A 22,604-nucleotide genomic window follows, 5' to 3' on the forward strand; every position below is an offset into this window, starting at 1 on the left:
CCCCACGTCAGCCATCCCGTCACCATCTGGCTCGACCCGTTGAAGTAGTAGCGCTTGCCGTCGATGTCCTGCGACCAGCGGAGAGCATACCCATCCTCACCGAAATAATAGGTATGCCCATCCCACTCTTTCCAAGAGCTCACCAGGAAGGATCCGTCTTCCTGACGGAACTTCAAGCCCTGGTCATCCCAGACGAGACCCGTCTTACAATCGCCATAATAGAAATTAATATCAACGCTGCCACTAATGCCATTTACAGCACCATTAGACATGCACTGCCACATTGAGTATTCGCCCGCGTAGTCGCATTGAGTGTTGTATTGCGCGACCCAGCGATCCCACTGATTGTATTCCGAGCTCGTAAGATAGTTATTCCACCAATTCAGATTGGCGTATACTCCAACATCATAGCCCGCAGATTCGATAGTGCTCGCAAACGCCTTTGTCATAGCGAGCAAATCACTATTTGAGGCAAGTTTTTCATTGCCTTTATCATCTATGCCGCAGGGGCCCTTTCCGCTTTTGCTTTCCTGCTCCAAATCGTAATACACGGGATAGGCAAGATCAGAAGGACTCAATCCCGCAGAACGCAGAAGTCGAAGGACGTGTTGCGCCTCAGATTTACCAGTTGCCGCATCCCAGCCATACGAATAAATGTATACACCAATATCAAGCCCAGCAGCACGGGCACCATTCACATACTCAAAGAAATAGGGGTCGTCCTGAGATGAGGTGTCGCCGCCATACCCTACTCGAATAATTGCGTAATCGACTCCCGATGCCTTAACTTTGGCCCAGTCTATATCGCCATTCCACTGAGATACATCAATGCCGAATGCCGATGCACCCTCAACACGCATGCCATTGCTGCCGATATAAACGCCGTTCTCTTTTGTCCAGGTAACATTGGAAGCTTTTGCAAATGTAGAAATCGCATTTGAGGGCACGCCATCGCTAAAGCGCCAACTATTTGCAAACTTTGCTAAATCGAGTACCTCATCAGATTCGTCGCCCTCTTCCGAGGCCTCCTCACCATCCGTAGATTGCACTTCAGATGTAACGGGTTTATTGCTCTCAGCGCCAGAAGAAGATTCGTTCCCCTCTTCAGCAACCGGCTCCTCCTCGATGAGCGGTTCCCCGCTTTCTTCGGGAGTGTCATCGGTGGCGCCCTTTTCGGATTCGCTCAAATCCACGGAGTTCAACTCGTCATCAGAGCCATCAGCATCAGAGGCCCCATCGGAAGGGCCCTCCATTTGCACGTCGTTAATAACAATCTCCTCCGAAGCGTATGCTATCGCGACCGAAGGCATAAGCTGGATGGACATGAGCAGAGAAACGAAGCATGCGAGAAATCTTGTTTTGAGGGACTTTTTCATATTTGAAACCTTCAACGCCAACTAGGACTTAAGTTCGCGCTTCACATCAGTCGTCGAAATGCCATCGGTGCGATCGAGGTACACAACCTCGCAATAGTCTTTAAGTGCCTCAAAGCGGGGGTCGCCAGCCCAGTCGCCGCCCATGACCACAACGTCTATGTTGTACTTTTTGATGTCATCAACCTTTTGTTCCCAAGTTTCCTCAGGAATTACCAGATCGACGTAGCGAACGGCCTCCAGCATTTCTTTTCGAACGCCATAAGAATAGAAACTCGATTTTCCCTTCGAGGCATTGAACTCGTCAGTTGAAAGGGCCACGACCAGATAATCGCCCAATTGTGCAGCGCGACGAAGCAAACGGATATGCCCATAGTGCAGCAGATCGTATGTTCCATACGTCAGAACGCGACGCAGGCCTTTATAGTCATCACCCGACGCAAAACGAACCTGGGGCTCGGCAGTATTCAAATCGGTCATTCCATCTCCTTACAAACGGATGGTTTTACACGAATTTGATATTGTAGCCGATTTTAGGAAAGTTGATGCAGTGTGCCCGCCCCGAATCGACACCCGGCACCCAATCTGCGCTAAACTGCCACGGGAAAACTGCTATCGCTTTACATATAAAGCGATACGTACCAGCGGCGGAAGCGATTTCCTTAGCATTTCTTTTTGATAGCCAGGTTCGTAATCCTTACGCACGCGTTTTTGCAGTGCCCCTATCCACCGTCTTCCAAAGTTTTTCCAAAACAGTTTTTGAAACTCCTTCTTAAAGCGCTTCAAGGTCTTCGACTCCGAATCAACGCTATCGCATTTTCGCAGATAATAGCCTAGAAAAACGTAGAGCAATTGTTTTTTCGTAGACTCAAATATCCCTTCTCGAGAATACAAATCGACGACTTGTTGACAAACCCTGGGAATGTCGAGGATTCGCGCATTGCCACCCGAAATCGAATTCGGGTTACCGATATTGTATTGATACAGCGGTTCCCCTACAGCCGAAACGCAATTTGTATAAAGCTTGCATCGACTGATAAACAAAAAATCTTCCGCATGTGAAAAGCCGGAATCCATTCGAATGCAGTGATCCTCGATAAGGCTTCGCCTAAATATCTTGTCACACATAAGAGGACCGACACGCTTGACGATGCTCGGGTTGGTACGCGCGTTCCCATCCAGAACTTCGTATTTCGGAATACGGACGCGCTGCTGCTCACCGGTCGAAACATCAACGTACACTTTTCCACATGAAACGATATCGGAGGTATGCCTTTCTGCGCTATCGACCATCTTTTCGAACATCGTCAGGCCTATCACATCATCAGAATCGACAAACGCAACATATCTGCCAGTCGCGCAATCAAGACCGGCATTTCGTGCCACAGAAGGGCCGCTGTTTTCTTGATGCAAAACGATGCATCGCCCATCGTATTCAGACGCAAACTCCTTTGCGATGCGCAAGCTATCGTCCGTTGATCCATCATCAATCAAGACAATCTCGACACCCTTCAAAGTTTGCTTCGCAAGACTATCGAGGCACGTCAGCAGCGTATGCCGCGAATTGAAGAATGGAACAATCGCCGAGATAATGGGGGTCTCTTCGGTATCTACGGGGCACATGGCATTTTGCCTTTCACGATATCGTATAACTTCATGGTACGGAATCTGAGCCATTCGACTAGCACAATCCAGGATTTCTGTTGACGATTATATTCTCTCTATGCCGCTTCACAACCTCCCCGAATACATCGCATGAATAAAACGCCATTTGCATTTGCTATATGCTTCAACTAACAATTTAATATAATTCATTAACATATTGGTATCTACTGACGCCTCTGTTTTCTCAAATGCGCCCGAGTGCCGCTATTCTCATCTCAGTGATTGCTGCACTCGGTATTAATTGCTTCGAGCCTGTTGGAGATTTTCTAGCCATCTCTCGTACAGTAGTTTTTATGCCGTTCTTCTTACTTGGATACTACTGCACGAAAGAAAACTTTTTGCGCATCAAAAATGCCAAATGGCTCCCCGCCACCGGAATTGCAAGCATCATTATCCTTGCGCTATGGATACTGCTCGGCGACCCATTGGCAAGCTACAACTACATTAGTCACGGAGACACCGCATACAAGGGATCCTCAATTGAGGGCATGGGCATGAGGGTCGTAACCTACACCCTTGCAATAGTCATCTCCCTTGGCGTTATTTTCATAACGCCACGTCGAAAAACCTTCCTAGCAACCATAGGTGAAAGAACGCTTCAAGTTTATGTTCTCCATCGGCTCATCCGACCCATCATAAGCGAGCTAGGATTCTTTGATATGCCCGTTTTGAGCGATCCTATTCTGGGCATCCTCATTATCTTTATTGTAAGCGTGGTGATTACACTCATTTGCTCAATCGGAATTATCAAGAAGCCGTTCGACCTGATTCTAAATGCAAAATGGGAATTCCTGAGACCAAAAAGGCAGGATGCCTAGCATCCTGCCCTATACAAGTCAATAATCAAGCGCTTGCTTCGAAGTTGGATTAGCGCTCTTTCGTGAGTTCCCTGCCCATGAGGCCGGCAGCAGCTTCTTCGATGGTTACCTCCTTGTTTAGGAGCTTCTTTACCATCTCCATGATGGGCAGCTCGACACCCTTCGCGTGGCCAAGCGACAGCAAGGGTTCGAGTGCATGTGCGCCTTCCACAACCATATGGCGACGCTTCTCATAGTCCTCGACGCTGATGCCCTCACGAGCAAACGCCTCGCCATACATGCCGTTACGAGAATGCAGGGAATTGCAGGTTGCATTCAGGTCGCCCACGCCGGCAAGACCCATGCACGTGCTCAGCTTGCCTCCGCACGCTTCAGCAAGGCGCACGATTTCCGCCAGACCGCGCGTTATGAGAACCGACACGGCATTGTCGCCAAACCCAGCTCCACGCGTAATGCCACAGGCGATGGCAATAACGTTCTTGGAGGCGCCGCACAAACTCACGCCCACCGGATCGTTCGAAACGTACACGCGGAAGAAATCGTTGGAAATCAGGTTCTGGAAATACTCGGCGACCGCTTCATCAGAGCATGCGACCGTCGCACCCGCATAAGCGCCCCTGGACAGCTCCTCGGCATGGTTGGGGCCCGAGAGCACGGCAACTCGATCGCGATTGCCAATCTCCTCCACCACTGCGTCAAGCAGCAGCTTGCCGCCAGAAAGATCAATGCCCTTGGAAAGGATGACCACAGGGGTTTGGTTCGAAATAGCACCAGCAATACCACGCGCCGCGTCGACCACCGCGAAGGAAGGGGTAACGATGACGACCGACTGGCAACCCTCCACGGCCTTCGCAACATCGCTCGTCGCGCAAACGCCCGAAAGATCACAGTCGCTCAAAAAAGAGGGATTGTGGTAGGTCTCATTGATCGCCTGCACGTCCGCCGGGTCATAACACCACAGGTTGACCTCATAACCCGACTGGCGCAGCATCCACGTAACAGCTGTGCCAAACGACCCCGCCCCAATAACGGCGACGGGAGATTTATCATTAATAGAAATCATTGAAACTCCTTGCAGCGCTCCGGTACTGCTCATGCGCACTTATTCTTTGACAATCTCTTTACAAATTGTTGCAGTATATCATGTCAAAAAGCTTCTGGGCACTATTGGGAGTTCCCGTTAGAACCATCCTTTGGGCTGGGTTTCTCGTCTTTGTTCTTCAACGGCTCGTCCACATGACGACCCGCACGCGGCGAACGCTTGTTGTAATGGTGCCTCAATACCGGTTCGAAGATGCCCAGCTTGAGCAACACCAAGAACGAAACGACTGCCAGGATGACGAAGACGACAAACACCTTCACACCGGAGCTGTTAGAAATGGTGTACGCGCCCAACGCCAGAAACGCCGTCCAGGCGTACACAATCAGCACCGACTTGCGCGGCGTGAAGCCCTCGCGCAGCAGCTTGTGGTGCAGGTGCTTGGCATCGGCCTGCTGAATAGGCTGATGGTTCTTCAAACGCCTCACAATGGCAACAAACGTATCCATGATGGGAATCGCGGCAATGATGAGCGATGCCGCCAGCACCACCACGGTGGGCGAACGGATAACACCCAACAGCGAGATAACGCCCAGCATGGCGCCCAAGAACAACGATCCCGAATCGCCCATGAAGATGCTCGCCGGAGCGAAGTTGTAGCGCAAAAACGCGAGTGTAGCGCCCAGCAGCACAATGGCGAACATAGCGGTCTCAGCGCGGAATTTTCCGATGGCGATCATGAACAGCGCGAATGCGGCGATGGCGGTAATGCCCGCCGCAAGGCCGTCAAGGCCATCCACCAGGTTGATTACGTTCATAAACGCAACCAGATAGAACACCGTAAGCGGATACGCGAACCATCCGAACTCGATGAACCCCGGTGCGAAAGGATTCTTGATGGACGCAAGCAACACGCCACTGGCAACAATGATGCAGGCGCCCACGATCTGCCCGAAAAGCTTCATGCGGGGTTTAAGCGACTTCACGTCGTCGATGGCGCCCACCAGACACACTACCGAAAGACCGGCCAGCACGCCCACGTAGTTCACCTGCAAAAAGCGCGCGGAGCGGTAGAGCTCGTGCCAATCGAAGAAATGCTCTCCCAGCAACTCGAAAATCAACGCCGCCATCACGCCTGCGAACATGGCGATGCCGCCCATGCGCGGCATGGGCGTCTTGTTCACGCGCCTGGCGGACGGGTAGTCTATCGCATTGAACTTGAATGCGATGCGCTTCGCCAGCGGCACGCACAAAAACGTGGCCGCGAACGAGATGCCGCCCAGGCACAGCAGGTGGACTATTTGCGGCGAGATGGTCATCTATGCGTTCCGCTTCTCGTAGAACTCGATGGCGCTCTTGATATCGCCTTCGTAGATGTCTTTGCCATGCTCAAGTACGATGCCACGCTTGCAGAACTCCTTGGCCGAGGCCGAGGAATGCGTCACGAACAGCACCGTCACATGCGAATCAGACATAATCTCATGCACGCGTTTGAGGCACTTCTTCGAGAATCGGCGGTCGCCTACCGAGAGCGCCTCGTCAACCACCAGGATGTCCGGCTGAATGGAACTTGCGAACGCGAAGCCCAAACGCGCCTTCATACCGCTGGAATACGTGCGCATAGGCTGATCGATGTAGTCGCCCAGCTCAGCGAAATCGATGATGTCCGGCTCGAGTTCTTTGATCTCCTGGTTGGAAAGGCCCCACAGCTGACCACGGAACGCGATGTTCTCGCGCCCAGAAAGCTGCGGGTCAAAGCCCGCAGAAAGCTCAAGCAACGCGCTCACGCGGCCGTGAACCGTCACGCGGCCGTGCGTGGGATACAGCACGCCCGTGATGATTTTGAGCGCCGTTGACTTGCCGGCGCCGTTATTACCCAAAAACGCCACGGCCTCGCCGCGCTTGATGGTGAACGACAGGTCATCGTTGGCGTTGACCTTCTTGAACGGAATTTTCTTAGAAAACGTCGCAAGAAAGCGCGCGCGATCGCTTTTGAACAGCTTGTACGTTTTGGTCACATGCTCGAATTGGATAGCAACCTCGGCGTTCGAGTCGTTATCGCGCACCACGGAGGGGCGCACGAACTCCTGCGGGATGGAGGAGGTTGCGGTTTCGCTAGATGACATCGGCCACATCCTTCCTCAGCTTGTGATAATTGCGCAGCGCCACCACAGCAGTCAGCGCGAACACCAACACAAACGGCAGCAGGATTTCGGGTTTATCCCAAATCCAAAAATGGTCGCACAGCGCAGCACGCTGGGCGGTGCAGAAAAACGTAATGGGGTTGAACGCCATGATCTGATGAATTAGCGGGATATTCATGTTGGCAACGTTGTAGATGATGCCAGAAATCCAGAACAGCGGCGTGGAAAACGCCTTGAGCAGGTTGCTGAAGTCCTTGGACAGCGCTGAAAGCGGCGACACCATGACCGAGAAGCACACCCAGAAGAAGAACATCAGAATCCAGATAAGCGGCAGCTGCAAAGCGTACACGGTCAGATGCACGCCGGTAATCAAGCACACCACCAACAAACCCGCCATAAGCGCCAAGAAGATAATGAATTCCGAAAGCGCATAAAAGTTTGAAATGGCCGAAAGCGGGAAATGGATGCGATTGACCAAGAAGGGATAACGCCTGTACACGTTGGCGCCGGTATTAAGCATGCTCTGCATGAAGAACCACGGAATCAGGCCCGCAGAAAGCCACAGGATGTACGGATAGTCGCCGCCCGTGGAATCGCCCGCGCGCAAGCCCAAGTCGAGCGCGAACCAGAACACAGCAATATAGGTGAGCGGCTTCACAAACAGCCACGCCCAACCCAGCACGGCGCCGCGCACCGTCTTATGCAAATCGATAACCGCCAGATTCAGGATCTGACGGCGCCATTCCCAGTTCTCCTGGAATATCTCGCGAAGCGTGGCTAGCATGCCGCACCTCGATTCAATCCGAACTCAGACACGTAAGACGTCTCCTTGCTATAGGCATCCGCGCAAAGCGGACTTCGGTCGCGTCATGGAACTCGTACAGGCACAAGAAAGCGTTAGTTTTTGCCCTTTCCGTCCCCGAATGTATCAAGATAGCATTCTTCTACGAATTCGGCCAACCTTAATGTGGCACCCGGCCCCACATCACCGAAATAACGGATAACAAAATCGGCGAACGCGCTGGGGCGCTTGTCCTCCCCTATCGCAGCAGCAAGATCGTCCGGGTTTTCAAATGCCCCGTCAGGAAACTCTTCCAAAGGGTCAATGTTGAGGCCTGGCGACAAGCGATACTGCTTGATGTCGGGGACATAGAACCACACCGGTTTGCCGGCCAACCCCGCTTCAAGCGCGATGGCGGAGTAGTCAGTGACCACGCAGTCGGCGCATGTGATGAGGTCGATGCTCGCAACGCCCGGGATGGCCGCCACGTTGGAGAGCCTTTCCACAGTTCCGGAGTCGCACCCCTCGTCGAGCGGGTGGCCCGCTACGATGATGCGGCAAGCATACGGCTCGAACGCTTCGGAAAGACGCTTGACCTCGCGTGTCATCCACCCGTGCGACCCTTCGCCTTTGCGCAGCGTGGGCACGTATAGAACACGTGTGACGTCATCGGACAAGCAATCGTAGCGCCCACGTAACGACTGCGCTTTTGTCAAACGACCAGAGCTGGTCGAAGCGTCCAGTATGTAGTCCATACGAGGCATGCCCAAGGACTTGATGACGCTCTGCGGATATCCGAACGCTTCCGCATAGGCAGGAATGGCACCCGGACCCGCCGCGATAATCCAGTCGTAATTCTTATGCATACGGAGCGCTGTGGCTTCTTCGTGCGAACGGCCCGCCGGCGTACCGATAGATTGGTATCCGAACTTCTTGATGGCGCCCAGCGCATGCCAGAGCTGAATCACGCGTGTTTGAGAATCAAGATGCGGAACCGACACGGCGGGAATGTAGCCTTCCAACACGCACACACGCGACGTTGCCGCATGAAACAGCATCGAAGGCATGGACAGGATAAACGCCTTCTTGTCCACATTCTCTGGGTCGGTCGCACAAATTCGCACGTCAACCTGGGGGCACTTCTCCCGTACAGCATCGGCCAGCATACGGAAATCGAGGGACCCCCTTTTACCCTGGCGCGAGAAAAAAGTTATGCGATTACGCTTGGGGAACAGGCGACAGAGCGCATAGAAGAGCGCCACACATCGGGCGATGATCTTGTACACGATGCCTCCTTGTCGCGCCGGATGTCCGGCTGGTCGAATAACTGATTAATTATATGCCATCGCATACCGTGAAACGACGAAATGCTACAATGCCTTAGCTTTAATAATTTTGACAAAATTTTACACTCGTTGTTCTTGATGCTTATCCCGTCGTGATTTCGTAGAAGCGGCGCTATAGGGCAACCAGTCAATAGGAAAGGAGTGCACATGTCGCTCGGCAGCGTGTACAGAAAATTCCGTAAACCCATCCTGGGCGTCTTGCGCCACCTGCCTGGTGTGCGACAGCGTTCGCGTGCCGTGTATTATCGCAAGCGTGGTGAAAGCTATGATGCAATGGGAGCAACCATCCCTACCGACCCCAAAATGGTAGTGTTCCAGTGCTTCGGCGGACGTCAGTTTGGCTGCTCACCCCGTGCAATCTACGAGCGTATGCTTGAAGACCCGCGATTCGACGATTTCACATTCGTCTGGACCTTCAAAGGCAGCAAGATGGAACTGTTCGCCGACGAGCCTCTTCTTCAGCGCGCCCAGTTCGTGAAGGTTGGCACCGACGAGTACCTGGAAACCTGCGCCCGTGCAAAGTATTGGATTTTCAACACGCGTGTCGCTGAGTACATTACGCCCAAGGCCGATCAGGTGTACGTGCAATGCTGGCACGGCACGCCGCTCAAGCGCTTGGGCTACGACGTTACCATCGAAACGCAAAACGCGCTCAACACCACCGATGAGCTGGCGGAACGCTTTGGCATGGACTCCAAGAAGTGGAACTACCTGCTTTCCCCCTCCGCATACACCTCCAAACACCTGGCCGACGCCTTTGGTCTTGAGGAGGAGCGCCGCCCCAGCGTGGTGCTTGAAGAGGGCTACCCGCGCAACGACCGCATTGTGCGCGTATGCGAAGACCCCCAGGCTCTCGACGCATTTACCACGGCATTCCGCGAAGAACTGGGCATTCCCGCTGACAAGAAGATTCTTCTGTACGCCCCCACCTGGCGCGATGATTCGTACGAATCCGGCAAGGGCTACGTAATGGAAGACACGCTGCTCGACTTCCCCGCCCTGCAGGCGGCGCTTGGCGACGAATGGGTGGTGCTGTTCCGCGCGCACTACTACATTGCCAACCATTTCGATTTCAGCGCCTACGAGGGATTCGTGTACGACGTGTCGAAGCAGGCCGATATCAACGACCTGTATATCGTGGCCGACGCGCTTCTGACCGACTACTCCAGCGTGTTCTTCGACTACGCCAACACGGAGCGCCCCATCATGTTCTTCTGGCCCGATTACCAGCACTACGCCAATGACATCCGCGGGTTCTATTTCGGTCTGCACGAGCTGCCGGGGCCGCATTGCCTCACCAACGACGACGTGATTGCCGCCGTGCAGGATCTGCCCAACTACGAGGCCAAATATGGCGAGGGCTACGCGGCATTCCGCGAGAAGTTCTGCCCCAAGGACGACGGCCACGCCGCCGAACGAGTAATTCAAAAGGTGTTCTTCGAATAGGACGAACAGGACGCGGACGAGACCAGAGAGCGCGGGACAAGCCTTGTCCCGCGCTCTTTTTGTTTTCGGATTGAGCCGGCCCCTCTCCCCTTCGTGCCCTTGAGCCAATGCGGCTGTAAGCCCCAATGCCTTCTCAAGACCTACAGCATCTTCGCTATATGGTCGATGCGACGCTGAATGCCTTCGCAAATGAAATCAACGCGCGATTCCAAGGCCGCGTTTTGAGACAGGACCCCCCTCGCCTCTTCGATAAATCCATCCAACGCCGCCGGGTCAAACCACGAATAGTCGTTCACAAGTCGCAGCTGCCTGTTGGCATCTTCGAAAAACGGCTTTGTCCTGAAGGCAAAATTCTTCGTTTTCACAGCGCTTTCTGTCGCTTCGCACCACAAGCTATTCCCTGAGTCGAATATTGGCGCCGGACGGTATTCAAGCGTCTCCACGTTGCGAATTAGTCCGAAATTGCGCCAATGCCTATCGGCGTTTGCAATGATATCGTCGCAAACGATCGTCTTTGAAAGCGCAAGTTCCGCATCTTCCACGCCTAAGGCAGCGCAGCACTCGATATAGTGCTGATAGTCATTTCGATGGTTGGGCTTGCGCATCACGTCGCGTACGTAATACGCAGGGATAAACTCCTCGTCAGAGCGCACAAAACACGCCGATGAGCACACGACCTCTCCGCCCATGCGAGCAAGGCGATACGGAACAAACTCTCCTTGGCCCAGAAGCCTCGAATGCAACGCTGTTGCGATTGCCTCGTTATAAGGCTCCTGCCCCAACACGGTGCCGCCTTTGAGAAGCGTCCGAACCCCGTCAATGCACACCCACCGCTTTGAAAGCATGCCCTCAGACGTGTTGTCGGGCGAATCAAGACCCACCTCTGCCAACCAGTCGGTTGAATTGGTCGAATCGGACAACTCCTCGAAATCGTTTTCGAAATAGTTCACGTCTGACCAGGAGATATCAGGACCGAACGTCGGCTTAATCCAGTATTGGTCGGAGAGCGAAAGCCCCAGACTTTTAAAGGGGATCTGCGACGGCTCGGCGAACCCCAGCTCGCCTAACTTTTTGTCGATGCCGTCTCGATAGTCGGGAATCGAACGATGAGCCCACCAGAACGCCAAAGCGCTCCTGGATACAGACTTGCCCCGCGGCGAGATGAGTCCCAGCGGAGCGCGCGATGCGTCCTGGATGTCACCAGCCTCGACGAAGGTATTCCGCGCTGCATTGTATTTGAACGACAGAATCGGATAATTGCGGTTCATCAGGATGTATTCTTGGATATCAGCCCCCGGCGTCCGTCGCTTCGAAGGACGACCGGCGCGCGGAGCGCTTTGCATGCGGGCGCGAACGCTTGCGTCGTCGACAAGCCAGACGCTACCCACCTTTTCGGCAGCGAGAGCACCCGAATGAATCAACTGATACATTCTGGTGCGACTAACCCCTAAAAGCTTCATCGCCTCTTCGACAGTGAGGTTGAACATTCACGCCACCTCCTTTTGCTACAACGTGTTGCAGCGTTAAACCTGCGAATAAAAACAGTATTTATTATAGTAGCGAAAAATAGAAAACCTGCGATTGAACGCAGGTTTTTCTTTAGCGATTACATTTGATCGGTAAAGTTAGCGGCAGTACGTGGAACCATCTCCTACAAGGCCTCGGCCCCGCAATTACACGGTAGACCGCAACCGCTCGGCAACGCCGAACCGTCAGACAGCCCCGAACCGTCAGATACTCTCAAACGACCAGGCGTCCTTGAAAGAGCCCTGCCTCCGTGCAAACCTTACAGCTCCACGCCCAGCTCGGCCTTCACCAGGTCGAATGCGGCGGCGATAGCCTTGTCCATGTCGTAGTACTTGTAGCCGCCCAGACGCCCCGCGAACACCACGTCGCCTTCCTCGGCGGCAAGCTTGGCGTACTTGGCGTAGAGCGCCTCGTTCTTGGCGTCGTTGAGCGGGTAATACGGCTCGTCGCCCGGCTTCCAGTCGGCGGGATACTCGCGCGTAATCACGGTCTTGGGCAGCGGCTGACCGTCGGCGTCCAGGCCGAACTCGAAGTGTTTGTGCTCGATGATGCGCGTCCAAGGCACCTCGCGCTCGTTGTAGTTCACCACGGCCACGCCCTGGTGGTCGGCCTCGTCCAGAAGCTCGCTTTCGAAGCGCAAGGACCGCCACTCAAGCTCGCCCAGCTTGAAGTCGTAGAACGCATCGATGGGCCCGCAGTAGATGGTGCGCGCCGCGATGCCGGGCTCGCCCGCCACCAGATCCTTGTACTCCACGCCCAGGCGCACCTCCACGCCTTCGAGCATGCGCTCCACCATCTTGGTGTAGCCACCCACGGGAATGCCCTGGTAGCGGTCGTTGAAGTAGTTGTTATCGTAGGTGAAGCGGCACGGCAGGCGCTTGATGATGGACGCCGGCAGCTCCTTGCAGTCGCGGCCCCACTGCTTTTCGGTATAGCCTTTGACCAGCTTCTCAAAGATATCGCGGCCCACGAGCGAGAGCGCCTGCTCTTCCAGGTTGCTCGGCTCGCCGATGCCCTCGGCGGCAATCTGCTCGGCGATCTTGGCGCGCGCATGCTCGGGCGTCACCACGCCGGGCCACATCTTGGCGAAGGTGTTCATGTTGAACGGCATGTTGTACACCTCGCCCTTGTAGTAGGCTATTGGGGAGTTCACGAAGTTGTTGAACTCGGCAAAACCGTTCACGTAATCCCACACGTTTTTGAGCGACGTATGGAAAATGTGCGCCCCGTACTTATGGACGTTGATGCCCTCGACCTCTTGGGTGTAAATATTGCCGGCAATGTGGTCGCGGCGGTCAATGACCAGGCATTTTTTGCCAATCTTGGTAGCCTCGTGCGCAAAGACGGCGCCCGTAAGGCCGGCGCCGACGATCAGATAATCATACTGGGGCATGGTTTCCTCCATATCCAAGAACCCGCGTTCGTCCGTTGCGCGTCTGGCAAACGTTCAGATTTGGCACGTTTGGCGAGCGCCCGAACGCAGCACAACAGATATATCTTAGCGAATTTCGCGGGGCGCTTCCCGCGCGAACGCCAAAGCATGACGCACATTTGGAGGAAACTTTACATGAATTCAGCAGCTGGGGCAGAATACCCTGGTTGAGACGCGGTCAAGATTTCGAGCAGAAAGCCGCTAGAGCCCCAAGACGAAAACTTCCTATTTTCCAGTATACCGCGCCGCGAAAGACGACGCCTGGCCTCGCACGAATGTCCACCTGCTTTCCCTGTAAACGTCTTCAAATGCACACGAACGTGCCCGCCCAAACGCGGTAGAATCTTCTGACGCATTTTTCGCCCGCCTTGCATGCGCCGCGTTCGACCGGCTTCGCCCAACTGGCCCCGGCCGACTTGCGCGCCTCTTGATTGCTTGCCGATGCGCAGCCTCGACAGCTCGACGCCCGCGCATCCGCTTTGCGCAAGGAAAGGCAGCCAGAAGCCGCCCGAAAGATTGGAGCAGCATCGTGACGAATGATTCCCGAATCTACGATTCCGCACATACCAACGCGCTGCATGACCCAAGCGTGCCCTGCGAGGCCAACGCCTCCCAAGGTGTCGAACATGACCCCGTGTTTGACCAGGAGCAGGCGCATCTAGACGAAACCTATGCAGCCCTCGAGGAGCTTGAGCGCACGCTGCTGGCAAAAATAGCCAAAACCCATGCAGCCGTGGCCGCTGACAAAGAGGCCATGGCCGATGAGTTCGGCGTCAACCTTGAAACCGACGACGACGCTTCGGAGACCTACGCCGACATCGCCGCGGCCAATCGCATCATCGATATGTACAACATGTCCGAAAACATCAATTTCCAGCGCCTGAACGACGCGCGCCTCCTGCTGCGCCAACCGTATTTCGCCAAAGTGGTGCTGCAGTTCAAGGAGGGCCAGCCGCCCAAGGAGCTCTACATCGGTGCCGCCGGCGCGTCCGACGAATCGTACAAGCGCCTGGTCGTGGACTGGCGCAGCCCCGTGGCCGAGGTGTATTACAACCAGGAGATGGGGCCCACCAGCTACCGCGCCAACGGCCGCGACATCCATGTGGATATGCAGCTGCGCCGCCAGTTCGACATCGACCACTCCACGCTGAACGCCTATTTCGACACTGACGTGGCGATCCAGGACTCGCTGCTTCTGGCGTCGCTGTCGCGCCAGCGCGACGGGCGCATGCAGGCCATCACCGCCACCATCCAGAAGGAGCAGAACCTGGTGGTGCGTCATGAGGATGTGCCTGTGCTGCTGGTGAGCGGCATTGCAGGCAGCGGCAAGACCAGCGTGCTGCTGCAGCGCATCGCGTACCTGTTCTACCAGCGCCGCGGCGAGCTTGACCCCAGCCAGGTGTTCCTGATCACGCCCAACCCGGTGTTCCGCCGCTACATCGACAACGTGCTGCCCGACATGGGCGAGAAGAATCCCGAGTGCATCACCTGGGACGAATTCGCCGCGACCCTCATGCCCAAGGGACGCGCCGGCGGCGAGCTCAACGTGCCCATCGAGGAGCTGCTGCGCATCGACAAGCTCGTGGACGGCGTGGAGTTCGAGCAGCACGACTTCAAGGACATCGAAAGCCGCGGCGTGCGCCTGATCCCTGCGGCGCAAATCGCGCAGATCGCCGCCAAGTACAGCCGCATTCCCGCAGGCCCGCGCCTTGTCGCGCTTGTACGCGAAGAGCTCGAGGTTCGCCTGGAGGCGCGCCTGAAGCAGATGGCCGCCACCGACGCCGTGCAGATGGAAATCGAGGAGCTGACCATTCCTGAGCAGGTGGAAATTTTCCACGAAACCATTGCGCCGCAGACCGACGCCGAGGTGCGCGCCTATGCGCTCGCCTATCTGCATCAGAAGCACGCGGATGCCTACGACATGGTCGCACGCGACGAATGGCTGCGCGTGGACCGCATCGGCATGCGCCTGACCGGCCAAAAGAGCATCGAAACCGTCACGTGGCTGTACCTGAAGATGACACTCACCGGCATGGGCAACGCCGACGCCAAGTACGTGATGATCGACGAGGTCCAGGACTACACCTGCGCCCAGCTTGCCGTGCTGGCGCGCTTCTTCCGCCGTGCCCATTTCCTACTGCTGGGTGACGAGAACCAGGCCATCAAACCCAACACGGCATCGTTCGCCGAGGTGCGCGCCGCCTTTGAGGCGATGCGCGGACCCGTGGAGGAATGCCGCCTCATGACCAGCTACCGATCGGCGCCTGGCATCACGGCGCTGTTCACGCGCCTCATGCCGCCCGACGACCGCGTGCGCGTGCACTCCATCCAGCGCGCCGAAGAGGAGCCGGAGCTCATCGAATGCCCTGATGAGCAGACGCTTCTGGACGCGCTGCGCAGCGCGATAGAACGCGCGCGCCACAACGAAGGGCTCACCGCGGTCATCGTGCCGTGGAAGCACGAGGCCCGCAAGCTGATCGCCGCCCTGGGCGACGACGCGCCGATGTTCGTGGACGGCAGGCGCTCGATGCCCGATGAGGGCGTGTTCGTGATTACGCTCCCACTTGCCAAGGGCTTGGAATTCGACCACGTGATCATCCCCGACGCCAGCGCGAAGGTGTTCGGCGACGGCGACCTGGCCAGGCGCCGCCTGTACACCACCATCTCGCGCGCCACGCAGAAGATCACCATCCTCGCCCAAGGCCAGATAACGCCCCTGCTCAAGGGGTAGCCAGGACCACGCACGACCTTCGTCGCATAGCACCGACCCAAGAGAACGGGGGTCGTGCGTCTGGTTGCCCGCAATTCGATATCTTTTCCAAGCATCCAAGGCCCCCATACGGCAAAACTCATCTTCATGCTGCAGTTTTGTGGTCATGCCCCAAATAGAGGCATGACCACAACATCATTTCCCCAGGTCAATCATCCCATCCATTTTTTATACTTCCGACTCGCAAGAAAAACTGCAGCATGAAGCATGCCCGCTATGCTCGCTAGTCCAAAATTTCGAATTTCGCTACCTTCATAGCCAAATCCCGCATCCACATTCAGTCATTTTCCGCAATTGCACGCATTTTGTTTGCGGTGGACGATAGCCCCACACCTCTAGCTCAAACCACATCATCCTCGGCATTGCGGCACACTCATGGCGGGGAGCTACGAATCCCAACGCCATTGCGCATAAAGCATGAAGTGTGAACCGCAACGAAAAACGGATCTATTGCTCTATCGCGATAAGGACTACGATGATTGTTATATGCGGCATGTCGGCCTGGGAGTACTACTGCACCCCTCCTGCTGTTCGAGATATCGAACTTCCAGAGAAAATCGCTACCGTCTCACCACCCATTGGCGCAGGACTACCACATTCGTTGCTTTTCCCGCGAAAGAACGCCTGCGAAGCGTCCGCCCTCATATCGAAGCGTCTACTATTTGACCTGAAAGGCTTATCGCTTCCCATAAACGTCTTTGCGGAGGAAGGCTCAAATTACAGAGCAAATAAGCTCATCGCCCCTCACAGAAAACCTTCTTGGCTACCATACGATGAACTGATTAAGCTCGGGAGCGATCTCTATATCACCTCCCCGCAGCTCACGCTTCTGCATCTCGCCCGAACGGTTTCCTGGCAGCAGCTGTCTCTGTTAATGCTAGAAGCATGTGGGTTATTCGCCATATTTCGTGGAACCCTACGTTCTGCTGCGATTCTCAACGGAATCAAAGAGCATTACGGGGCCAGAAGCCAATCCCTCCCTTTTATCCCGGCTATCGCAGAGTTCTGCGACGAGAACGGCAACCTGCTCCATCAAACAAATCCATGCTCTCCAGTTGAGACTTGGACCCCTTGCTTCGACAGGTTCGGAAAGATGACAGAGATATGGAAGCGTCCGCCCCTCTGTTCAACAAAAGACCTAGAAGACATTATCCGATCCGCAAGCAGAATGAATGGCCTACAAAACGCGCGCACGGCTCTCGCCCAAACAGCAGACGGATGCGGGTCGCCCCTGGAGGCCCGGTTATTCCTACTGCTTTGCGCATCGACAACCTACGGTGGAGAACACTGGGAACGTCCTTCGCTGAATCGCCGCGTTGTATTTACGAAAAACGCGCAGAAGCTTTCGGGGCAGTCTCATTGCGCATGCGACTTACTATGGGTCGATAAGAAAGTCGCTATCGAAGCAAAAGGAAAGGCTTTCCATGCCGATCAGAATGGGTTCGAAATAGAACATGGAAGAAGGGCGGCCCTGGAATCCATGGGGTATACCGAGTTCGACGTGATTTACAGGCAAATTGCCGACTGCAATCAGTTCGACGCCCTGCTTCATACCTTCTCGAAGAGGCTAGGCTTCGCCCTCCAGGAAAGAACGCCGTTGTTTTTGAGACGGCGAAAGCAATTGCATGATGCGTTGTTTCCGTACAAATGGGTGCAAGAAAGAAACGTATAGGCAAAGCAGAGGGTAAAAATGGACGGCACGCCGAACTCGCAACGAGTAAAGCCCCTTCATGCTGCAGTTTCACGACGAGACGGGAAATAGCCGATTGGTCATTTTTACGTTTTACCTGTTCAAGGCCTCCCGCCAACATGCTCTACTCGAGCCCACCATCAAAAACTGCAGCATGAAGGTTACCCGACCTTCTGTGCGAACCATAAAGAGTGAAAAAGCAGCGTCCGGAGGCAAAACCCGTGCATATCGGCCAGAACAACACTGCGAATACGTTACTCCTTGGCGGCAGCCGCGAGCATCTCTCGGGCGTGAGTGAGAGATGCTTCGCTTGCGTCGCCGGAAAGCATGCGGGCCACCTCGGCCACGCGCGCTTCGTCTGCGATGGGCGCGAGCACCGTTTCGGGGATGCCGTCAGCGGCGTCGCTCTGCTTGCGTACCAGGTAATGGACATCACCGCGCACCGCCACCTGGGCAAGATGCGTCACCACGATGACCTGGTGGGTCTGTGCCAAATCTGCCAGCACGTTCGCAAGAGCAACGGCGACCGAGCCGCCGACCCCCGCATCCACCTCGTCGAACACGAGCGTCTCGCGCTCGTCGGCCGCGCCCAGCACGACCTTGCATGCGAGCATCACGCGACTCACTTCGCCGCCCGATGCGATGCGCGCCAGAGGCCGCGCGGTCATTCCGAAGGACGCACAATAGAGGAACTCGACCTTCGATGCACCGCTGCGCGTCCATTGATCGCGAGCCAGCGCCTCGATGTTGCACACCAGCTCGGCAGACCCCATCTCCAGGCGTGCCATCTGGGCGTTCACGCGCTTCACAAATTCGGGCGCCGCCTTCGACCGCGCCTCATCAAGCTCCTGGGCAGCCGCCACAAGCGCACGTTCCGCCTCGTCGCACGCCGCCTGGGCGCTAGCAACCAAACGGTCGGCGTCGTCGACCGCGGCGACGGCGCGGGCCGCCTCGTCACGCTTGGCGAGCACGTCCTGCATCCGGGGACCGTAGGACCGCATGAGCCCCTGCAGCGCACTCGCGCGTTCCTGCATGCGCTCCAGCTCCGCCGGGTCGTGGTCGATACCGTCGCGATACACGCGCACCTCGCGCTCGGCATCTTCAAGCGCATAGGACGCGTCGGTGAGCGTTTCAACCAGCGACGACAGAGACGAATCCATCTCGCAGGCTGACTCCAGATGGCGAAGCGCCGAGCGCACGGCATCCACCGCGCCCTCCTCATGCGAGAGTTCCCAATATGCGGCATCCGCCGCCTGGGCCAGCGCCTCGGCGTTTTCGATGCGCGGAAGCTCGCGCATGATGTCGTCGTATTCCTCAAGCGTTGGCGCCACCTCGTCGATGCGCGCCAGAACGAATCGAGCCTGGTCAAGCTGGTCGGAAGACATGCGCGCAGCCTCTTGGATGCGCTCAAGCTCACGCCCGGCATCCGCGCGCGCATCGAACGCCGCGCGATACGCGTCAAGGGCGGGTGCCACAACCTCGCTTGCCCACGCGTCCAGCATGCCCACATGATTCGCCGGCTTCAAAAGATGCTGGTGCTCGTGCTGCCCGCACAAATCCACGCTCATGCCCACCGTCGAGGCAAGCTGCCCCACCGTTGCCATGGAGCCGTCCATCGACACGCGGCTGCGCCCGTCGGAGCTCACCTTGCGCGTCACCACATGGCCGCCGTCTTCGCCCGCATCCACGCCTTCGCCGTCGGCAGAGCCAAGGAAAAACCTGCCTTCCACCAGTGCCGACGACGCGCCCTCGCGCACGGTGGCCGCATCGGCGCGCTCGCCGATAAGCAGCTTGATCGCCGAAAGCAACGCCGTCTTGCCCGCACCGGTCTCGCCCGTAACAACGGTAAGGCCGGGCGCCGGCGAAAACACGGCGTCGCGGATGAGCGCGACATTCTGTACATGGAGTTCATCGAGCATGGTGCACCTCTTCGATAGCTTTTGAGGCATTATCGCGCACCTTGCCCCGCGTCGCGAGGGGAATCGGCCGCGATGATAAAACTTCCGCGAAGCGAAAAGACGTTAAAAAGCGTAGTGCCGAAAGACGAGCGTATTGGTAGAATGCCCACAACCGACGACGGAAACCATCCCTTGCCCCCGAGAACCCCGACAGGAGTCCTCATGCTTAACCCTATCCTTTTCGTATGCGCCTGGATCGTTTTGGGCCTCGGCGCAGTGGGAGTCTTCATCCCCGTGCTGCCCACCACGCCGCTCGTGCTCTTGGCGGCGTTCCTGTTCGCCAAGAGTTCTCCGCGCTGCCACGCCTGGCTGTGCAAGACCCGCATCTATCGTGCCTACGTTCTGCCGTTTTTGGAGCAAGGCGGCATCCCGTTCAAACGCAAGCTGCACATTCTGGGGCTCTCCTGCACGGTCATGGGCATAAGCGCCGTCCTGGTGCAGAAACCCCTGGTGTGGGCAATCCTCGGAGCCGTCGCGCTGTTCCTGCTGTGGCTTATGTGCGTGCGCATTCCCACCGTGGGCGACGTTCCCGTGATTCCGAAGACGGAAGCGGCGACCGAAGAAGATTAGCCCGCCGCAATCGCGGCAGAGCATGATTGAAGGTGCATGATGGAATACGGCCACGTTGACCACGCCATAGACCCGGTATTCGACGAGCGCTCGCGCGTGCTCATGCTGGGAACCATGCCCTCGCCCGCTTCGCGCGAAGCCGGGTTTTTCTACGGACATCCCCAAAATCGCTTCTGGCGCGTGCTGGCCGCCATCTTTGATGAGCCCGTGCCCGAAACCATCGAAGACAAACGCGACCTGCTGCTGCGGCGGCGCATCGCGCTGTGGGACGTGCTGGCGTCGTGCGATATCGAGGGCGCCAGCGACGCGAGCATCCGCAATGCGCGCCCCAATGATCTTTCGCGCATTTTTGACGCCGCCGATATCCAAGCCGTGTTCGCCACGGGAACCAAGGCGGGGCAACTTTTTGCGAAATACTGCGAGGCCGACTGCGGCATGCCGTGCGTCACCCTGCCTTCCACCAGCCCCGCGAACGCAAAGATGCGCCTTGAGGATTTGACCGAAGCGTACCGCGCGGCGCTTGCACCCCATCTGCCGGAGGACGCGCCCGCCACGCTGAGCGTGCCGCAGGTTATCGCCCTTGAACAGGCCATCGCCGCTTCAGGCACACCGCTTTCGACGCTGATGCGCCGAGCCGGTCGCGCGCTGGCGAAATACGCCCTTGACGAATACGAAACGCGAATCGGTAAGAAGGCGAAGGCCGCCTCGCCTTGGCGAGAGCCGACCGAAAAAACCGATGAGACGCCCGCCGCGGCGCCCGCTCAGGATAAGCGCCTTGGCGGAAAACAGTCCACCCTTCCTCGCGTGGCAATACTTTGCGGATCGGGAAACAACGGCGGCGATGGATGGGTTGCCGCCGAATACCTCGCTCAGCAGGGATGCGTCGTAAACGTTATCACGCCCTGTGCGCCCGAAGAAATCAAGGCCGAGCCCGCGCATGGCGCAGCGGTGCAGGCGGCGCATGCGCTCTCCCCCGCCGACATCCTGGTGAACCCCGCGCACGGCACCCTTGCGCAGACGCTGGCCGCAGCGGATGCCGTCATCGATGCCATTCTGGGCACCGGGTTCTCGGGCGATGAGGTGCGCGAGCCCTATGCCGCTTGGATCAAAGCGGCGAACGAGCGCAAGACAAAGGGTACCTTCACGGTCGCCGCCGACGTGCCCAGCGGACTTTCGGCGCAAACGGGCAAGGCAGCTAGCCCGTGCATCAAGGCGGATCTCACCGTGACCATGATGACGCTCAAACCCGGCCTGACCACGCCTTTTGCTTTCGCGTTCTGCGGCGACGTCCGCATGGCGCCCATCGCCTACATCGACCCCCACCTCCCGCACGTTCTTGGGGAATGCGATCCGGGCGAGGGACGCGGCAAAAAGGAGGGGCGCCGTGCCCCTGCAAAAACATCCGCATGCAAAAACGCCCATGACCATGCCGTCGCGGAGCACGGAACCCCGGGAGGCAAACGCTCAACAACCCAAGCGGCAAACTCCGAATTCCTGCGCGCCGAGGCGGAGGACGACGACGGCTACGACCCGTATTCCGACCGCCGACCCGAACCCGAGCCGCTGTTCGAGCGCGATCCATGGGCCTAACTTCGCATACAAAAAAGCGAGGCGTCTCTTGACGCCTCGCCATCTAGCCAATCTGTCGCGAACGCTTTACTTCGCTTCCAGCGTCACCGCGGTGCCGCTGGCGGTCACCATGAGCATGCTGCCGTCGGCGCCCAGCGTCTCGTAGTCAAGATCGACGCCCACGATGGCGTGCGCGCCCATCTCGCCCGCGCGCTTCTCCATTTCCTGCAAGGCCTCGCTGCGCGCGGCAAGCAACTCATTCTCGTAGCCCGCCGAGCGACCGCCGATGAAGTTGCGGATGCCCGCACCGATATCGCGCAGAAAATTCACACCGGTGATGACCTCGCCGAACACGATGCCGTAATAACCCGTGATGCGATAGCCCGCGACTTCCTGAGTGGTGGTAACAATCATGGCTCTTCCTTTCGTCCGATTGCCGTTGATACCGCCATGATACGGGTGAAACGACAAGAAAG

Annotated in this window: 18 protein-coding genes; 6 read left to right on the top strand and 12 right to left on the bottom strand. The window is 56.8% G+C overall.

Going from position 1 to position 22,604, the window contains the following annotated elements; translation table 11 throughout:
• The 3 genes from Q0J60_RS06935 to Q0J60_RS06945 form a co-directional block, all read right to left on the bottom strand.
• Positions 1–1,325, bottom strand: a 1,325-nt coding sequence (locus Q0J60_RS06935; RefSeq protein WP_294439921.1) for a GH25 family lysozyme, incomplete at its 3' end; no start/stop codon positions are given.
• A gap of 72 nt (positions 1,326–1,397) precedes the next feature.
• On the bottom strand, positions 1,398–1,853 hold the full coding sequence (gene tagD / locus Q0J60_RS06940) for a glycerol-3-phosphate cytidylyltransferase (RefSeq protein WP_367178810.1): 456 nt from the start codon (positions 1,851–1,853) through the stop codon (positions 1,398–1,400).
• A 132-nt stretch (positions 1,854–1,985) separates the two neighbouring features.
• Positions 1,986–3,050: a glycosyltransferase gene (locus Q0J60_RS06945; protein WP_294439923.1), complete on the bottom strand. Its 1,065-nt coding sequence runs from the start codon at positions 3,048–3,050 to the stop codon at positions 1,986–1,988.
• A 155-nt stretch (positions 3,051–3,205) separates the two neighbouring features.
• On the opposite strand from Q0J60_RS06945, the gene Q0J60_RS06950 reads away from it, so the two are divergent.
• Complete coding sequence (locus Q0J60_RS06950) at positions 3,206–3,856, top strand: acyltransferase family protein (RefSeq protein ID WP_367178813.1); 651 nt, start codon at positions 3,206–3,208, stop codon at positions 3,854–3,856.
• Positions 3,857–3,905: 49 nt separating this feature from the next.
• Here the strand turns inward: Q0J60_RS06950 and Q0J60_RS06955 are convergent, their stop codons facing one another.
• The 5 genes from Q0J60_RS06955 to Q0J60_RS06975 all read right to left on the bottom strand — a co-directional run bounded on the left by Q0J60_RS06955 (position 3,906) and on the right by Q0J60_RS06975 (position 9,106).
• Positions 3,906–4,919, bottom strand: coding sequence for an NAD(P)H-dependent glycerol-3-phosphate dehydrogenase (locus tag Q0J60_RS06955; RefSeq protein WP_294439928.1), 1,014 nt, complete (start codon positions 4,917–4,919; stop codon positions 3,906–3,908).
• A gap of 101 nt (positions 4,920–5,020) precedes the next feature.
• Positions 5,021–6,214: a glycosyltransferase family 4 protein gene (locus Q0J60_RS06960; protein ID WP_294439930.1), complete on the bottom strand. Its 1,194-nt coding sequence runs from the start codon at positions 6,212–6,214 to the stop codon at positions 5,021–5,023.
• Positions 6,215–7,021 (bottom strand): ABC transporter ATP-binding protein, encoded by an 807-nt coding sequence (locus tag Q0J60_RS06965; RefSeq protein WP_294439932.1) that lies wholly within the window; start codon positions 7,019–7,021, stop codon positions 6,215–6,217.
• Positions 7,011–7,823 carry an ABC transporter permease gene (locus Q0J60_RS06970; RefSeq protein ID WP_294439935.1) on the bottom strand — a complete coding sequence of 271 codons (813 nt, stop codon included), beginning with the start codon at positions 7,821–7,823 and terminating at the stop codon, positions 7,011–7,013. The genes Q0J60_RS06965 and Q0J60_RS06970 overlap by 11 nt, the downstream gene beginning before the upstream one ends.
• Before the next feature lie 113 nt (positions 7,824–7,936).
• On the bottom strand, positions 7,937–9,106 hold the full coding sequence (locus Q0J60_RS06975) for a CDP-glycerol glycerophosphotransferase family protein (protein WP_294439938.1): 1,170 nt from the start codon (positions 9,104–9,106) through the stop codon (positions 7,937–7,939).
• Between the two features lie 207 nt (positions 9,107–9,313).
• Here Q0J60_RS06975 and Q0J60_RS06980 point away from each other — a divergent pair, with 207 nt between their 5' ends.
• On the top strand, positions 9,314–10,612 hold the full coding sequence (locus Q0J60_RS06980; RefSeq protein ID WP_294439940.1) for a CDP-glycerol glycerophosphotransferase family protein: 1,299 nt from the start codon (positions 9,314–9,316) through the stop codon (positions 10,610–10,612).
• 140 nt (positions 10,613–10,752) lie between these two features.
• Here Q0J60_RS06980 and Q0J60_RS06985 read toward each other — a convergent pair whose 3' ends face one another.
• Together Q0J60_RS06985 and glf are read right to left on the bottom strand one after the other, a co-directional pair.
• Positions 10,753–12,099, bottom strand: a complete 1,347-nt coding sequence (locus Q0J60_RS06985; protein WP_294439941.1) for a helix-turn-helix domain-containing protein — start codon at positions 12,097–12,099, stop codon at positions 10,753–10,755.
• A 299-nt stretch (positions 12,100–12,398) separates the two neighbouring features.
• Complete coding sequence (glf, locus tag Q0J60_RS06990; protein WP_294439943.1) at positions 12,399–13,544, bottom strand: UDP-galactopyranose mutase; 1,146 nt, start codon at positions 13,542–13,544, stop codon at positions 12,399–12,401.
• A gap of 556 nt (positions 13,545–14,100) precedes the next feature.
• Between glf and Q0J60_RS06995 the strand changes: the two genes are divergently transcribed.
• Together Q0J60_RS06995 and Q0J60_RS07000 are read left to right on the top strand one after the other, a co-directional pair.
• Positions 14,101–16,302 (top strand): UvrD-helicase domain-containing protein, encoded by a 2,202-nt coding sequence (locus Q0J60_RS06995; protein ID WP_367178812.1) that lies wholly within the window; start codon positions 14,101–14,103, stop codon positions 16,300–16,302.
• Between the two features lie 514 nt (positions 16,303–16,816).
• Complete coding sequence (locus Q0J60_RS07000) at positions 16,817–18,013, top strand: hypothetical protein (RefSeq protein ID WP_294439945.1); 1,197 nt, start codon at positions 16,817–16,819, stop codon at positions 18,011–18,013.
• A gap of 272 nt (positions 18,014–18,285) precedes the next feature.
• On the opposite strand, the gene recN is transcribed toward Q0J60_RS07000, so the two are convergent.
• On the bottom strand, positions 18,286–19,950 hold the full coding sequence (recN, locus tag Q0J60_RS07005; RefSeq protein ID WP_294439948.1) for a DNA repair protein RecN: 1,665 nt from the start codon (positions 19,948–19,950) through the stop codon (positions 18,286–18,288).
• Between the two features lie 201 nt (positions 19,951–20,151).
• On the opposite strand from recN, the gene Q0J60_RS07010 reads away from it, so the two are divergent.
• Complete coding sequence (locus Q0J60_RS07010; RefSeq protein ID WP_294439950.1) at positions 20,152–20,559, top strand: YbaN family protein; 408 nt, start codon at positions 20,152–20,154, stop codon at positions 20,557–20,559.
• 36 nt (positions 20,560–20,595) lie between these two features.
• A complete protein-coding gene (locus tag Q0J60_RS07015; RefSeq protein ID WP_294439953.1) occupies positions 20,596–22,149 on the top strand; it encodes a DNA-deoxyinosine glycosylase in 1,554 nt (517 codons plus the stop codon).
• A 66-nt stretch (positions 22,150–22,215) separates the two neighbouring features.
• On the opposite strand, the gene Q0J60_RS07020 is transcribed toward Q0J60_RS07015, so the two are convergent.
• Positions 22,216–22,542, bottom strand: coding sequence for a putative heavy metal-binding protein (locus tag Q0J60_RS07020; RefSeq protein WP_294439954.1), 327 nt, complete (start codon positions 22,540–22,542; stop codon positions 22,216–22,218).
• Between the last annotated feature and the right edge of the window lie 62 nt (positions 22,543–22,604).

This window comes from uncultured Slackia sp. (genome assembly GCF_944321625.1).
GTDB lineage: Bacteria > Actinomycetota > Coriobacteriia > Coriobacteriales > Eggerthellaceae > Slackia.

Excerpts from the sequence above, each read along its gene's own strand:
- tagD (WP_367178810.1), bottom strand. The coding sequence starts at position 1,853 with ATGACCGATTTGAATACTGCCGAGCCCCAGGTTCGTTTTGCGTCGGGT.
- Q0J60_RS06945 (WP_294439923.1), bottom strand. The coding sequence starts at position 3,050 with ATGGCTCAGATTCCGTACCATGAAGTTATACGATATCGTGAAAGGCAA.
- Q0J60_RS06955 (WP_294439928.1), bottom strand. The coding sequence starts at position 4,919 with ATGATTTCTATTAATGATAAATCTCCCGTCGCCGTTATTGGGGCGGGG.
- Q0J60_RS06960 (WP_294439930.1), bottom strand. The coding sequence starts at position 6,214 with ATGACCATCTCGCCGCAAATAGTCCACCTGCTGTGCCTGGGCGGCATC.
- Q0J60_RS06965 (WP_294439932.1), bottom strand. The coding sequence starts at position 7,021 with ATGTCATCTAGCGAAACCGCAACCTCCTCCATCCCGCAGGAGTTCGTG.
- Q0J60_RS06970 (WP_294439935.1), bottom strand. The coding sequence starts at position 7,823 with ATGCTAGCCACGCTTCGCGAGATATTCCAGGAGAACTGGGAATGGCGC.
- Q0J60_RS06980 (WP_294439940.1), top strand. The coding sequence starts at position 9,314 with ATGTCGCTCGGCAGCGTGTACAGAAAATTCCGTAAACCCATCCTGGGC.
- Q0J60_RS06985 (WP_294439941.1), bottom strand. The coding sequence starts at position 12,099 with ATGTTCAACCTCACTGTCGAAGAGGCGATGAAGCTTTTAGGGGTTAGT.
- glf (WP_294439943.1), bottom strand. The coding sequence starts at position 13,544 with ATGGAGGAAACCATGCCCCAGTATGATTATCTGATCGTCGGCGCCGGC.
- Q0J60_RS07000 (WP_294439945.1), top strand. The coding sequence starts at position 16,817 with ATGATTGTTATATGCGGCATGTCGGCCTGGGAGTACTACTGCACCCCT.
- recN (WP_294439948.1), bottom strand. The coding sequence starts at position 19,950 with ATGCTCGATGAACTCCATGTACAGAATGTCGCGCTCATCCGCGACGCC.
- Q0J60_RS07010 (WP_294439950.1), top strand. The coding sequence starts at position 20,152 with ATGCTTAACCCTATCCTTTTCGTATGCGCCTGGATCGTTTTGGGCCTC.
- Q0J60_RS07015 (WP_294439953.1), top strand. The coding sequence starts at position 20,596 with ATGATGGAATACGGCCACGTTGACCACGCCATAGACCCGGTATTCGAC.
- Q0J60_RS07020 (WP_294439954.1), bottom strand. The coding sequence starts at position 22,542 with ATGATTGTTACCACCACTCAGGAAGTCGCGGGCTATCGCATCACGGGT.